The organism is Brenneria izbisi (assembly GCF_025840185.1).
Classification (GTDB): domain Bacteria; phylum Pseudomonadota; class Gammaproteobacteria; order Enterobacterales; family Enterobacteriaceae; genus Brenneria; species Brenneria izbisi.
Window position 1 is genome coordinate 98,821 of sequence record NZ_JAMPJU010000006.1, and the last position, 14,896, is coordinate 113,716.

Annotated in this window: 12 protein-coding genes; 9 read left to right on the forward strand and 3 right to left on the reverse strand. The window is 57.2% G+C overall.

Annotated elements, in window-relative coordinates:
* Window positions 1–416 precede the first annotated feature (416 nt).
* Genes NC856_RS09930 through NC856_RS09940 form a run of 3 tightly spaced genes read left to right on the forward strand, consistent with a single transcriptional unit; the run spans window position 417 to window position 4,549 of the window.
* A complete protein-coding gene (locus tag NC856_RS09930; RefSeq protein WP_264090273.1) occupies window positions 417–2,639 on the forward strand; it encodes an EAL domain-containing protein in 2,223 nt (740 codons plus the stop codon).
* A gap of 40 nt (window positions 2,640–2,679) precedes the next feature.
* Window positions 2,680–3,636, forward strand: a complete 957-nt coding sequence (locus tag NC856_RS09935; protein WP_264090274.1) for an amino acid ABC transporter substrate-binding protein — start codon at window positions 2,680–2,682, stop codon at window positions 3,634–3,636.
* 13 nt (window positions 3,637–3,649) lie between these two features.
* On the forward strand, window positions 3,650–4,549 hold the full coding sequence (locus NC856_RS09940; protein ID WP_264090275.1) for an amino acid ABC transporter substrate-binding protein: 900 nt from the start codon (window positions 3,650–3,652) through the stop codon (window positions 4,547–4,549).
* Window positions 4,550–4,603: 54 nt separating this feature from the next.
* On the opposite strand, the gene uraH is transcribed toward NC856_RS09940, so the two are convergent.
* Window positions 4,604–4,939, reverse strand: a complete 336-nt coding sequence (gene uraH, locus NC856_RS09945) for a hydroxyisourate hydrolase (RefSeq protein ID WP_264090276.1) — start codon at window positions 4,937–4,939, stop codon at window positions 4,604–4,606.
* Entirely contained in the window at window positions 4,936–5,436 is a 501-nt protein-coding gene (uraD, locus tag NC856_RS09950; protein WP_264090277.1) for a 2-oxo-4-hydroxy-4-carboxy-5-ureidoimidazoline decarboxylase, read from the reverse strand. The genes uraH and uraD overlap by 4 nt, the downstream gene beginning before the upstream one ends.
* Window positions 5,437–5,750: 314 nt before the next feature.
* Here uraD and hpxO point away from each other — a divergent pair, with 314 nt between their 5' ends.
* The 6 genes from hpxO to NC856_RS09980 all read left to right on the forward strand — a co-directional run bounded on the left by hpxO (window position 5,751) and on the right by NC856_RS09980 (window position 13,689).
* The gene (hpxO, locus tag NC856_RS09955; protein WP_264090278.1) at window positions 5,751–6,908 is read left to right on the forward strand and encodes an FAD-dependent urate hydroxylase HpxO; all 1,158 of its coding nucleotides are present in this window, start codon (window positions 5,751–5,753) and stop codon (window positions 6,906–6,908) included.
* 94 nt (window positions 6,909–7,002) lie between these two features.
* Window positions 7,003–8,427 (forward strand): xanthine dehydrogenase small subunit, encoded by a 1,425-nt coding sequence (gene xdhA / locus NC856_RS09960; protein WP_264090279.1) that lies wholly within the window; start codon window positions 7,003–7,005, stop codon window positions 8,425–8,427.
* Entirely contained in the window at window positions 8,420–10,759 is a 2,340-nt protein-coding gene (gene xdhB, locus NC856_RS09965) for a xanthine dehydrogenase molybdopterin binding subunit (protein ID WP_264090280.1), read from the forward strand. Before xdhA ends, xdhB begins: the two co-directional genes overlap by 8 nt.
* A 296-nt stretch (window positions 10,760–11,055) precedes the next feature.
* On the forward strand, window positions 11,056–12,093 hold the full coding sequence (locus NC856_RS09970; RefSeq protein WP_264090281.1) for an ABC transporter substrate-binding protein: 1,038 nt from the start codon (window positions 11,056–11,058) through the stop codon (window positions 12,091–12,093).
* A gap of 39 nt (window positions 12,094–12,132) precedes the next feature.
* Entirely contained in the window at window positions 12,133–12,915 is a 783-nt protein-coding gene (locus tag NC856_RS09975) for an ABC transporter ATP-binding protein (RefSeq protein WP_264090282.1), read from the forward strand.
* A gap of 12 nt (window positions 12,916–12,927) precedes the next feature.
* A complete protein-coding gene (locus NC856_RS09980; RefSeq protein WP_264090283.1) occupies window positions 12,928–13,689 on the forward strand; it encodes an ABC transporter permease in 762 nt (253 codons plus the stop codon).
* Window positions 13,690–13,922: 233 nt separating this feature from the next.
* On the opposite strand, the gene NC856_RS09985 is transcribed toward NC856_RS09980, so the two are convergent.
* Window positions 13,923–14,756: an XdhC family protein gene (locus NC856_RS09985; RefSeq protein ID WP_264090284.1), complete on the reverse strand. Its 834-nt coding sequence runs from the start codon at window positions 14,754–14,756 to the stop codon at window positions 13,923–13,925.
* Window positions 14,757–14,896: the final 140 nt, after the last annotated feature.

A 14,896-nucleotide genomic window follows, 5' to 3' on the forward strand; every position in this document is an offset into this window, starting at 1 on the left:
TCACCGCTGGATGGCGGCTGAAACTGCCTTTCCGGGTCGTTGTCTGCGCACCGAGTTCAAATTTCTCGGCAACCAATAGCTTATCAGAGCCACTCACCAGTGAAGCGCCCTGATAGTCCCGTAAAACCTATTGAATATATAGGGATAAACTATTTCGAATAAATCATTGTTAACTTAAATTTTAATGGTATAACAAATGGCGGCGTCTATATATTTATAATATTCTGAGTTTATTATGAACAGGCGCATTAGTTGTTTTTTAACGATCGCTGATAATGTTTTTATTATCGACCAAAACCTGTTGTTTAATATAACTTCTGTAGAATTATTCTCTGTAACGAATAATCTTTAATTAATTGAAATTATTAGATTATTTTCCTAATTGGATATAACCAATATAAGTTTTTTGACTGATCATGCCACGAATTCGATTAAATAAGGAAGTAGCGGACATAAAGGATGACGGTGAGCCGCCTGCGCGGGGCCTGCGGTTTGGGTATGGTTCAATCCTGGGTAAAGTCACATTATTTATTGTCATCGGCATTGTTTTTTCTTATGCCATCGGCGCGGCGGCGGGCTGGATGATCGTGGACAGAAGCTCGCAGGAACAGTGGCACCGTCAGGCGAAAATGAACGCCCATATCACCAGTTATATTATTCGCAGCATTTACACCTCGATTGCGGTGGATATGAACGAGATGGGGCAGATTACCGGGATCGTGACCGATCGTTTTCCGGGCGATGACGAATACATCCTTGAGACGGGGTTTAGCCCCGCCGATGTTCTGGCGCTGGCGGCAACCCAGACGCGCAATGATGTCTGGCTGTTCCGTTATGCCGAAGACACAGGGTTTATCAGTATCGCCAATGCGGACGGCGTTGCCGGCGGCATCATGCTCGAATCCGAATACGGGAAAGCCATCACGCCGCAGGCGTTGCAGAATGTGTTCTCCGGCTTTATCCGCCTTGAGCGGCAGGTGTACTTTGCCAGTATTCTTCCGGTCGTCACACCCTCCGGCACGATGCTTGGCGCCATTGTGAGCAGCATCGGCGGGAAATCGGATCTGTATAAAACCCACAATACGCTACTGCGTAATTCTTTGCTGGCGTTGTTTGCGATTTTGATCGCCACCAGCCTTATCGTTATTTTCCCCGTGAGACAATTTTTCTATTCGGTTCCGGTGCTGATTCAGGCGTTGGCCCGTATCGCACAGGATAACACCGGCAACGTCACGCCTTTTCTGGATCGCAGTGATGAAATTGGTCGCCTGGCGGCGGCGATCGAAAAGCTGAGGCAGGCGGTGGTGGAGCGGGAATATCTGCAACAGGTAAAGGAAACAGCGCAAAGAATGGAATATATGGCGCACCACGACTCGCTGACCGGTTTGCCGAACCGCACCTTTTTCAGTCTGGCGCTGGATACCGCCATCGCGAAACTGATGTCGAAGGGCGTGCATTTTAATCTGATGTTGCTCGATCTCGACCGCTTTAAAGCGGTCAATGATACGTTCGGACATGCGGCTGGCGATGAACTGCTGAGCACCGTAAGCTCACGCATCACAGTGTTGCTTGGCAGCGATGATATTATCGCCAGACTGGGAGGGGATGAGTTCGCCGTGATCCAGTCGGTACGGCGCAACCAGGTGCTGGAAGCGCGCCAACTGGCCGAACAGATTATCAAAGAGATTTCCTTGCCGTTTTATTACGCTGGCAATGAACTGCGTGTTGGAATCAGTATTGGCATCGCCTGCGCGCCGTTATATGGCGATACCGCTCATGTTCTGATGGAGAATGCCGATCTCGCCCTCTATACCTCTAAAAATAACGGACGCGGGAATTACCACTTTTTTGAATGCGGCATGACCATGCCTCATTTACGCAGCCATCTCTATGAGTGGGATATCGAGGGTGGGATCGAACGCGATGAATTTGAACTTTATTACCAGCCGCAGTGCCTTGCCGACCGTACCATCGTCGGTTATGAAGCATTGGTTCGCTGGCGTCATCCCGAACATGGATTACTAAAGCCGGATGCGTTTATCACTCTGGCGGAAAAATCCGGGCTGATCGTCATGCTGGGCGAATGGATTATCCGGCGTGCCTGCGTTGACGCCGCACTGTATATGGATGACCAGTTTGTGTCGGTGAACGTCTCGATGGTTCAGCTTAATCGCGCCGGGCTGACAGCGATTATTGAGCATGCATTGGCGGAAAGCGGCTTGCCGCCTTCCCGTCTGGAGATTGAAGTGACGGAATCCGTGATGCTGGATCGGCAGATCGCTCTGCCGGTGTTGCAGGCGATCCGCGAACTGGGGATCGGCGTCGCGCTGGATGATTTGGGAACAGGTTATGCCTCGCTGAATTGTCTGACGGACTTTCCGTTTACCCGAGTGAAGCTGGATCAAGAACTGATAGCGGGTCTGACCGAGCGTGACGCCAACCGGATTATCGTCAGTACGATTATCGGGCTGGTGCAGCGCCTGGGAATGGAAGCCGCGGCGGAAGGGGTGAAAACCGAGCAGCAACAGCAATGGCTAATCAACGCCGGGTGCCAGTATATGCAAGGCGAGCTTTTCGGCGACGCGCAACCCATTACCCGTATTGCGACACCGCGTGATGTGCGCGCTATTCAGAGTTGAACCATCCAGAGTTGAACCATCGGGGGCGGGCAGGGAGAATATGCAGAGACAAAAAACGGGGTGTCCCGATGTGGGCGCGGCGTGGTATCGCCGTTGGCGCACTGTTATCAGGGCCGGCGCGATGATCGCGGTCATCTCTTTGCTGCCCTGGCAACCAGGCAGCGCGGCGATCCCGCCAGACAGCGCGCTGGCGACCATTACGGCCACCAAAACGATAAAGCTCGGACACCGCGCCGACGAATTGCCTTTTTCTTATGTGGTGGACGACAAGGTGGTGGGGTATTCGGTCGATCTCTGTTTACGGATTGTTGATGAGGTCAAAACGTATCTGAAACTTGATGAGATCCATGTCGAGTTCGTCCCGGTGTCGACCGCGACCCGTTTTCCCCTTATCAGAAACAAAGGGATCGATCTTGAATGCGCGGCGACCACCAACAACGCCGAACGGCGCAAAATAGCCGAGTTTTCCTTTCCTCATTTTGTGACGGCGACGCGTTTTGTGGCGAAAAAAAGCACGGGGATAAACCGTATTGGCGATTTGGCCGGACGCAGCGTGTCGGCGGTGAGCGGGACGATTAACGTCGGGCAACTGATCGCTACGAATCTCCATAGGAAACTCAATATTTCCGTCGTGTTGAAAAAAACCAATGAGGAAGCGTTTGTACAGGTGGCGAACGGCAAAGCCTCGGCGTTTGTGATGGATGATATTTTGCTGGCCGGATTAATCGCGTCTTCGCCCAACCCTGATGATTTTGTGATTTCAGAAGAGGCGTTAAGTCGGCCTGAGCCCTATGGTATTTTAATCCCGCCGGGCGATCTGGCTTTCAAAGAGGTGGTGAACACCGCGTTGCGCGCTATTTTTACCAGCGGCGAAATTAATGACATCTACGCTAAATGGTTTTTGGCTCCCCTCCCGCCACAGGGCATAAACCTGAATTTCCCGATGCCGTCGCACCTTAAACCTTTTTTCACCGAGCCGACAGCGTATCTGGACTAAAGGAGAATGACGTATGCGAGAACATGGCAGGCGCTTGTACCGTATCTTTCTCTCTATGCTGTTTGCTATCGCGCAAAGCGGCCTGTCACAAGCCGAATCATTACCCGGTTCAACGCTGGAGCGAATTCGGCAAACGCAAACGTTGCGCATTGGTTACGGCATTACACCGCCTTTTTCCTATATTGGCCCCAATGGGCGCGTCATGGGTTACTCCATTGAACTGTGTGAACGGGTGGCGCAATCGTTGCGGGTCCAGCTTGGGCTGCAACGGATTAATATCGAATATGTCTTTCGTACCCCCAGCAACCGGGTGCAGTTACTCAATAGCGGGATGATGGATATTGAATGCGTGGCGAGCTCCAACAATGCCGAGCGTCGTCGACGCGTGACGTTTACCCGCAGTCATTTTCTCGTTACCACCTACTATGTCTCATTGGCGAAAAATAACCTGCGTACGCTGGCCGATCTGCGCGGCAGGAGCGTAAGCGTCGCACTGGGTACGGTGAACGTCAGCCAGATCACGCAGATGAACCGGGAAAAAAAGCTGAATCTGTCGATTATCGCGGTCGATACGCTGCAAAAGGCATTCGAGTTGGTTGGTCAGGAAAAGGCGTCCGCTTTTGCGATGGATGATATTCTGCTCCATACCATGATCGCCGCCTCGCCCAATCCCCAGGATTATGCGTTATCCAGCGAACCGGTGAGTGAACAGGTGTCTTATGGTTTTATGGTGCGACTTGATGATGACGTTTTCAGAAAGGCCGTTAATACCGCGCTGAATCATATTTTTCACAGCGCCGACATGGAAAGCATCTATGCGCGCTGGTTTACCCAGCCGCTGCCAGGTAGCGGCATCAATTTAAACTGGCCGATGAGTGATAGCCTGAAAGCGGAATTACTCACCCGCGAATAGCGGTTACGCGCTGTCCGTCGTCCGGGAGCGGTAAGTCCTCGTTGGCGGAACGATTTAACTGCCGCGATAGGTGGACCACGACCACGGCGAGATCAAAAACGGCAGATGATAATGACCGCCGTCATCGGGCAGCGTGAATTCAATTTGGGCGATCACATACAGGGTATCGCGCTGGTGGGCGGCGAACCACGCGCCGATATCGGCGGTCAGTCGGTAATGGCCGCCGGCCAGCGGTGTCGGCGTCAAATCGCGGATGCGTCCGTCCTGATCGGTCTGGCGCTCAATCAGGCCGCGCCAGCGCTGCGCCTGATACTGTTCCAGCCGCACGGTCACCCCTTGCGCCGGCATGCCCAGAGCGGTGTCCAGAATATGTGTGGTAATGGTGTTCATGGTTGTACTATCCCTTCCAGTCGCAATAAGGTGATCTGGCGTAACTGCGCCAGCGCTTCCTGAATTTCCTGCTGTTCGCTGTTCTGCAAACGTCGCTGTAATTCCTGCAAGATTTCTTCGGCGCTGCGCCCGCTGGCGCGAATTAAAAAAACCCGTCCGAACGTCGCTTCATAGCGGGCATTGCCTGCCTGTAGCGCCAAAAGCGCCTCGTTGTGCGCTGGCGTCACTCCGGCCTGTTCCTGACGCGACAGACGTGCGTGCGCCGCCTCGCCCTGCGGTTTCTCGCCGATACGCGGGTGCGCCGACAGCGCCTGATCCAGATCGCCGATCCGCCAGCCCTCACTGGCTTGGGCGGCGGCGGCCAGCAATGCGGCCCGGTCAGGATAGGGACGACCGGAAACCACGCGCGCCGCCCAGTCGGGCAACGCGACGCACGGAGACAACAGCGCCGTGGCCTGCGCCGCCTCGATCTGATTGAAATGGTCGAGTGTTATCACAATAGGACTGCTCCTGTGTGCCGATGTCATTATGGTTTACTGTAAACGTGTAGCAATTCATATGCCACGCCGATAATGGCCGTTTAAAAATGCTGCCAGGTTACTTCGCCGGTCATGCAACAAAAGGTTTATCTCTGAGCCAACAAGCAACATTAATTTCACTTTTAGCGCAAATTTCCGCTTTTTTGCACAAAAATAGTGCGAACGGGCATTAGCATTGTGGCGCGTTGCGCCTATCTCCCTTGTATTCAGAGTGATCACCGGGGTTGGTATGCAAATTGCTGGCTTGAAGAGAGCATCTGATGGAGAGCGATATGAAAGCCTTGGTGATTGGCGCGGGGATCGGCGGTTTGTCCGCCGCCGTCGCGCTACGCAATATTGGCATCGACTGCGAGGTATTTGAAGCTGTAGAGGCCATCAGACCGGCGGGCGCGGCGATATCGGTGTGGCCTAACGGCGTGAAATGCATGAACTACCTGGGAATGGGCGACATGATGCGACGCCACGGCGGGCTGATGAACAGCATGGCCTATTGCGATTTCCGCAGCGGCGATGATCTAACGCGCTTTAGTCTGGAGCCGTTGGTAGAGCGGGTGGGAGAGCGCCCCTATCCGGTGGCGCGGGCGGAACTGCAACAGCACATGCTGGCGTTCTGGGGAGAGTCGCGCGTGGCGTTCGGTAAGCGGTTGAATCAGGTGCAGGCGGATGACAACGGCGTGCGCATTGGATTCACCGATGGCGGCGAGGCATATGGCGACTTCCTGATCGCCGCCGACGGCACCCATTCGGCGGTGCGTCCTTACGTGCTGGGTTACGCCCCGGAACGCCGCTATGCCGGCTATGTCAACTGGAACGGTCTGGTGACGGCGGATGAAACGCTGGCGCCGACCCAGCAATGGACTACCTTCGTCGGCGAGGGCAAACGCGTGTCGCTGATGCCGGTGGCGGATGGCCGCTTCTACTTCTTCTTTGACGTACCGCTGCCCAAAGGCTTGCCGGAGGATCGCTCCACGCTGCGTGCCGATCTGCAACGCTATTTCGCAGGCTGGGACGATCGCGTGCAGCGGCTGATTGCCACGCTGGAGCCGCAGACCACCAACCGGATAGAGATCCACGATATTGAACCGTTCAGCCCGCTGGTGCGAGGCCGGGTCGCGCTGCTGGGGGATGCCGCGCACAGCACTACGCCGGATATCGGGCAGGGCGGCTGCGCGGCGATGGAGGATGCGGTGGTGCTGGCCATGACGTTGCAAACCCATTCGCTGGGGATAGAGGATGCGCTGGCGCGGTATCAGGCGCGACGTCTGCCGCGGGTGACGGATCTGGTGCTAAAGGCGCGCAAACGTTGCGATATCACCCACGGCAAATCCTGGCCGCACACCCAGGCGTGGTATGACTCGCTGCGCAGCGAAACGGGCGAGCACATTATGGCCGGTCTGTATGACACCATCGTCGGCGGTCCGTTGGGCTGACGGTGTGGTTCCTTTATCGGTGCGGCTGCGTGCGCCATGCCGCTGTCACCAATTACCGGCCCGTCGACCGGAGTGACGTTAGACAGGAGAACCAATGATTGAATTCCTGCTTGGATCGACGCTGGTCAGCGAAACATCCGTTGATCCGAATACCACCGTACTCAACTACTTGCGCCTACAACGAGGGCGTACCGGCACTAAAGAGGGCTGCGCGTCCGGTGATTGCGGGGCCTGTACCGTCGTCGTGGCGGAGGTAGAGGATGATCGGCTGCGGTATCGCAGCATCAACGCCTGCCTGACATTATTGTCCGCGCTGCATGGCAGGCAGTTGCTGACCGTGGAAGATCTTCGTCAACAGGGACAACTGCATCCGGTGCAACAGGCGCTGGTGAAGCATCATGCCTCGCAGTGCGGCTTCTGTACGCCGGGCATCGTCATGTCGTTATTTGCCCTGCACAAGCACCCGGAAGCGGAGGCGCGTCACAGCCAGGCGTTGAGCGGCAACCTGTGCCGTTGTACCGGTTACCGGCCGATTGCCGATGCCGCGCGCGAATGCGATCGCGCGCTGGCTGATAGTTTCAGTCAGGATGAGCGGCAAACCGTCGCCAGACTGCGGGCGATTGCAGGGCCGGCAACGCTCACCGGCGCGGGCCATCACTGTCAGATCCCGACGGATCTGGCGCAGTTGGATGCCGCTATCGCCGGCGCGCCCGACGCCCGCCTGATGGCGGGCGGCACCGATCTGGCGCTGGAGATAACTCAACATCGACGCGTCTTATCGCACTTGATTGATATCAGTCAGGTGGCGGAACTGCATACGCAGGAAGCCAGACCAGACAGTTTGCTGATTGGCGCGGCGGTGACGCTGAGTGACTGTGAAACCTTTCTACAATCTCATCTGCCTGCGTTCAGCAAGATGCTGACCCGCTTTGCCTCGCGCCAGATCCGTAACCGCGGCACGCTGGGCGGCAACCTTGCCAACGCTTCTCCTATCGGCGATGGCGCGCCGACGCTGCTGGCATTGGGCGCCCGGCTGCGGCTGCGTTGCCGTGGGCAGGAGCGGGAACTCCCGCTGGAGCAATTCTTTTTGAGTTACCGCCAGACTGCGTTACAGCCGGGCGAATATATTCGTCAGATTGTCATCCCGCGTCCGGCGACGACGCAGCGGCTGCTGATCGCTAAAGTATCCAAGCGGCGAGAGGACGATATTTCCGCAGTGTTTGCCGCTTGTCTGCTGGAGTTGTGCGACGAGCAGGTGGCGAGCGTGCGGCTGGCCTACGGCGGCATGGCGGCGATCCCGGCACGAGCGGCGGGCGCCGAAGCCGCGTTGCTGGGACGGCGGATGGATGCCTCGGCGCTGGCGGATGCGGCGCAGGCGCTGGCTCAGGATTTCGCGCCGATCAGCGATCTGCGCGCCAGCAGCCACTATCGGCTGCGGGTGGCGCAGAATCTGCTGCGCCGTTTTGCCTTATCCAGCCACCTGTCGGCGGCGCAACTGGAGGTTGATGACTATGTCTGAAACGTCTTTCGGCCCTGAGGTTGATGATCGCCGGCAACGGTTTACCGAACCTGCCGTTGGTCAGGTCGGCAAATCGCTGCCCCATGAGAGCGCTGAACGCCATGTGAGCGGCGAGGCGTTGTACATCGACGACAGGCCGGGAATGGCTGGCGCTCTGCATCTGGCGCCCCGACTGAGCGAACACGCGCATGCCCGCATCCTCGGCATCGATATCGCCCCTTGCTATCGCATCCCCGGCGTCGAGAAAGTGATCACCTGGCAGGACGTGCCGGGCGAGTTGGACGTCGGCCCGTTGGTGCCTGGCGATCCGCTGCTGGCGCGTGACGAAGTGACCTATCTGGGGCAAGTGGTGCTGGTGGTGGCCGCCATTGATGAGGACACCGCCCGCCGTGCCGCCGCTGCCGCGGTGATCGACTATCAGCCGTTGCCCGCCCTGCTGGATGTTGAGGAAGCGCTGGCGCGTGGCGAATTCGTCGATCAACCGCACCAGCACCGGCGCGGCGATGCTGACGCGGCGCTGGCCGCGGCGACGCACCGGTTGACGGGACGGCTGCATATTGGCGGACAGGAGCATTTTTATCTGGAAGGACAGGCGGCGATGGTGGCGCCGGAAGAAAACGGCATGCTGGTGTACAGTTCGACCCAGAATCCCACCGAGGTGCAGAAGCTGGTGGCGTCGGTGCTGGGGCTGCATCAGCATGACGTTACGGTGGACACGCGGCGCATGGGCGGCGGTTTCGGCGGCAAAGAAACCCAGGCGGCGGGCATCGCTTGTTTGTGCGCGGTGGCGGCCCGTATTACCGGGCGCATGGCGCGCATGCGGCTCAATCGGCGCGACGACATGCTGATGACCGGCAAACGGCATCCGTTTCTGGTGCGTTATCAGGTGGGCTACGACGATCAGGGCCTGCTGCTGGCCCTGAAACTGGATTTGATCGCCAATTGCGGTCACTCGGCGGATCTGTCGGGATCGATTGTCGATCGCGCCATGTTTCATGCCGACAACGCTTACTACCTGAGTGATGTGATCATCACCGGTTATCGCTGCCGCACCCATACCGCGTCTAATACTGCGTTTCGCGGTTTCGGCGGGCCGCAGGGAATGATGGCCATCGAAAATATCATGGATGCTATCGCCCGCGAGCGCGGACGGGATGCGCTCGCGGTGCGTCGGCTAAATTATTACCGCGATCCGCAGCGTAACGTTACCCATTACGGCCAGCAGGTGGAAGACAACCTGCTGGAAGAGATGACCGAACAGTTGTGTCGCAGCGCGCAGTACGCGCAGCGACGGGCGGAGATTGACGCCTGGAACCGCGCCGATCCGGTGCTGCGCCGCGGGCTGGCGCTAACGCCGGTCAAATTCGGCATCTCCTTTACCGCCAGCTTTCTCAATCAGGCCGGCGCGCTGCTGCTGATGTATACCGACGGCACCCTGCAACTCAACCACGGCGGCACCGAAATGGGACAAGGGCTGCATACCAAGGTCATCCAGGTGGTGGCCAGCGTATTGGGCGTGTCGCCGGAGAATATCCGCATCACCGCCACCAGTACCGGCAAGGTGCCTAATACCTCGCCTACCGCCGCCTCTTCCGGCACCGACCTTAACGGCAAAGCGGCGGAACAGGCGGCGTTGACCTTGAAACAACGGCTGGTGGATCTGCTGTGCCGCGAGTATGGCCTGACCGCCAGCGACATCGACTTTAATAACGGACTGGCGCGCGCCGGTGAACGGCTGATGACGCTGGCAGAGGTGGCGAAACTGGCGCATTTCCGTCAGGTGTCGCTGGCCAGCCAGGGTTATTATTCCACGCCTACAGTGCACTACGACCGTAGCAACGCGCACGGCAGCCCGTTCTACTATTTCGCTTACGGCATGGCGTGCGCCGAAGTGGTGGTGGATACCTTAACCGGCGAATACCGGGTGACTCAGGTGGATATCCTGCATGACGTCGGCGCCTCGCTGAATCCGGCTATCGACATCGGCCAGGTGGAGGGCGGTTTTGTGCAAGGCATGGGCTGGCTGACCAGCGAAGAACTGGTATGGAACGACGAGGGCCGTCTGCTGACCGACGGCCCCGCCAGCTACAAGATCCCCACGTTCGGCGACAGGCCAATGCGTTTCAATGTCCGTCTGGTGGAGAACCGGGCCAACCCGAAACAAACCGTGTTTCACTCCAAAGCGGTGGGGGAGCCGCCGTTTATGCTGGCGATTGCGGTATGGTGCGCGTTAGGCGACGCGGTGGCCGGGCCACACGGGAAAGCGGTGCGGCTGGATGCGCCCGCCACGCCGGAACGGGTATTGGCAGCGATTGAAGCGATGCGATCATAGGCTGTCTCAACAGGAGCAACGGCAGAGGATCACCACGCCGTTGCACTGTATCGGCGCACCAGAATGAGACGTCCGGTGAACGGTTCAGCGCTATCGTTGCCGACGATGAAATGAGTTTTATATTTCATATCAAAGAATTAATAAATATAACCCGATGATGGCGACCTGGTATCGATGTTGTTTTATTTGGCACAGTTGTTTTGGTTTTTATGTTTTTCTGAAAATGTTGTGCCAATCGTTATCCATAGCCAGCTGTCGGCTGCCCGACATGACCCTGACAAAAGGAAAGTAAAACGATGCTGATCCCCTGGTTTCACTCGCTGTCTCAACTGTATCGCGCGGCTGTGTTCGCCGCCGCCGCTCTGTCGCTGACTGCCAATGCCGCCGAACCGGTAAAGGTCAAATTTTCTCTCGACTGGCGTTTTGAAGGCCCTTCCGCGCCGTTTCTCATGGCGCAGGCCAAGGGCTATTTCCGTGATGAAGGATTGGATGTGACGATTGATTCCGGCAATGGTTCGTCCGGCGCCGTCACTCGCGTCGCCACCGGCGCTTATGACATGGCTTTTGCTGATTTCAACTCGCTGGTCGAGCAGGAATCACAGCATCCGGGCATGGGGATCAAAGGCGTGTATATGCTCTACAACTCCACGCCCGCCGCCATTTTCGTATTGAAAAGTTCAGGCATCACCACGCCGGAACAGCTTCGCGGCAAGACGCTGGCGGCGCCGGTGTTCGAAGCCTCACGCAAGTCCTGGCCCGCGCTGGCGCAAAAGGCCGGTATCAATAAGGACGATGTCACCTGGCAAACGGTGGATTCCACCGTCAGCGCCAACATGCTGGTGCGGCGCAACGTGGACGGCATCGCCAACTTCTTTTTCACCGGTCTGCTGAATCTGGAGGCCCGTGGGCTGAAAGAGAGCGATCTGGTGATCTTTCCCTATGCCGACTACGGCGTGAACCTGTACGGCAATACTGTGATCGCCAGCAAAAACATGCTGGATAACCATCCTGAGGCGGTAAAAGGATTCCTGCGCGCGCTGAACAGAGCGCTGAAAGAGACGCTGGCCGATCCAGAAGCCGCGGTGCAGTTCGTCAAGCAGAAGGATCAACTGATCAATGTCGCGCTGGAAAGCCGCCGTCTGAAGCTGGTGATCGATAAGCTGATCATCACGCCGGAAAGCCGTCGACTGGGGCTGGGCGATGTGGACCCGGCGCGGATGCGGCAATCCATTACCACCCTTGTTGACGCTTTCGGTCTGAAAAACGCCCCGGACAGCACCACATTGTTTACCAACGAGATGCTGCCCGCGTTGGCTGAACGCACGTTGCCGTAATCCGTAATGTTTAACCGTGGTTAACGGAGAGGGAACCAGATGAGCTTCGTGAAATTTGATAATGTCAGCCTGGCTTACAACGCCGATGGTCAACTGGCGATTAAAGACATTAATTTCCAGATTAATGAAAACGAGTTTGTAGCGCTGGTCGGGCCATCTGGCTGTGGTAAATCCACTTTTATGAAATTGACGTCAGGTCTGATTTCCCCCACGCAAGGCTATGTTTTTGTCAACAATCGCGAGGTGAAAGGGCCGCAGAAAGGGGTGGGCATGGCGTTTCAGGCGTCCAATCTGTTGCCGTGGCGCACCACCTTACAGAACATCATGCTGCCGATGGAAATTGTTGAGCCATTCCGCAGTACGTTGCGCCGCCAACGCAAGGCGTACGAAGAACAGGCGCGTGCGTTGCTGGCGTGCGTGGGCCTGGCGGGATGCGAGGACAAATATCCCTGGGAACTGTCCGGCGGCATGCAGCAACGCGCCTCTATTTGTCGGGCGCTGATCCACAAACCGCGACTGCTGATGCTCGACGAACCATTCGGCGCGCTGGACGCCTTCACCCGTGAGGAACTGTGGTGCATGGTGCGCGATCTGTGGCAGGACTCGCCGTTTACCGTGGTGCTGGTGACGCATGATCTGCGGGAGGCGGTATTTCTGGCCGATACAGTATATGTGATGAGCACCCGGCCAGGACAGATCGTCAGCCGCCGTACTATCGATCTGCCGCGTCCCCGGCAAATCGACGTCACCTTCACTGATGCCTTCTCAGCCCATGTGCTGGCGCTGCGCGGGCATATCTCTTCCGTGCGTTCTTCGCAATAAAGGCGTTTATCCATGGCTCGTGTTTCCCATTCAACCCTGATGAAGCTGGCCCCCTGGTTGCTTTTGCTGTTCATTGTGCTGCTGTGGCAGATGATTGTGACGGCGTTCAGCATTCCTGAATACCTGTTTCCGTCGGTGACGCAGGTGGCGGTCGCGCTGGTGGCCGACTGGCGTCCGATCATGACTCACTCATTACAAACGCTGTACACCACGCTGGCGGGGTTTGCGCTATCGATTGTGATCGGTCTGCTACTGGGCATTGCGGTTGGCGCGTCCTCGCTGGTCTATCGTTCGCTGTATCCCATTCTGGTGGGATTCAACTCGATCCCTAAAGTCGCCTTTGTGCCTGTGCTGGTGGTGTGGTTCGGCATCGGCACCATTCCAGCCATCGCCACTGCGTTTCTGATCTCGTTTTTTCCGATTGTGGTCAACGTGGCGACCGGGCTGGCGACGGTGGAGCCGGAGCTACAAGACGTGCTGCGTTCGCTGGGCGCCTCGCGTTTCGACATACTGAAGAAAGTCGGCTTGCCGCGAGCGCTGCCGTACTTTTTCGCCTCGTTGAAAGTGGCGATTACACTGGCGTTTGTCGGTTCGGTGATCTCGGAGACGGTGGCCTCCAATCTGGGTATCGGCTATCTGATGATGTCCGCCAGTTCCACCATGAATATGGCGCTGGTGTTCGCCGGGTTGCTGGTGATCGGCGCCATGGGCGTGGTGATGTATGAACTGTTCGCATTTATCGAAAAGCGCATGACGCATTGGGCGCATCGCTAAGCCGCTGCGGGCGGCAAGGCGTTCGCGGCGGTTAAGGGAAAAACATGAACCAAATCTGACAATCAACGGCGATCGGCGCACACCGCGGGGGACGTTTCGCTCAGGCAGCTTATTCAGGATTACGGCGCCCGACTGGTGCCGGTGGATGACCCCGCCATTAACTGGAATATGGACGCGCCATGTCAGTAAGCTCAATTGCAGGCGCATCAGTCGGGGCGCGTCGGCGTAAGCGATTAGTTTTCGCCGGACGCGGCATTCAGCGGGATAGCGATTTTATCCACCACATTCATGGATTGCCCGTGAGTGCGATTTTTCACCTGCAACAGTTCGGCCAGGACGCTGATGGCGATCTCCTCCGGTGTTTCCGCGCCGATATCCAATCCGATAGGCGAGCGCAACTGAGTGATCGTCTCTTCGCTAACGCCTTGCTTGCGCAGCGCGGCTTTTAGCGTCTGCACTTTGCGTCGGCTGGCGAGCAAACCCAGATAAGCAACCTGAGTAGGGATAAGCCGGGTCAGCGCTTCCCGATCCTGATTGTTGGTGGCGATAATCACGAAGCAGTTGTCATTCAACTGTAGTTCGTCAATGGCCAGGGTGAAGGTATCGGCGTGAATGCGTCGGCATTGGGGCGGTAATTGCGCAGGGTCCAGATTACCCGGCCAGATATCCAGTACCGTAATACGAAACCCCAGCGGGGCGGCTGCCTGCGCAATCGCCCGGTTGACGTGGCCGCCGCCAACCAGGATCAACTCAGGCCGGTGCAGATGCACCGCGATATGTACAGTCATCGCCCCGCCGCAGTCCGAACCAATGGCGCCTTCCCCTTGTCGGGCCATACGTCCCTGAAAGACGCGCGACTCGCCTTGTGCCAGCGCTTGCAGCGCCTGTTCCAGCACCAGTCTTTCCATCATGCCCCCACCGATGGTGCCCGTCATATTTCCCTGATCATCCACGATCATTCCGGCGGCATGGCGAGGCGTGGAACCGCGACTCTCGATAATCTGAATAAACGCGAAACTGAGGTTGTTCTTTTCCAACTCAGCCGCATGAGCAAACAGTCCGATCATTCAGGTTTTCCCCTTTTTGTTGTCAGTTGGCCTGCACCGCCGTGCGTCGAGGTGCCAGAGCGGATGGACCAGGGCAGATGTGCCATAGCGATTTACCCAAAAATTAAGCAAAAGTTGTGCCTGTTCGCCGCACCGGTAGC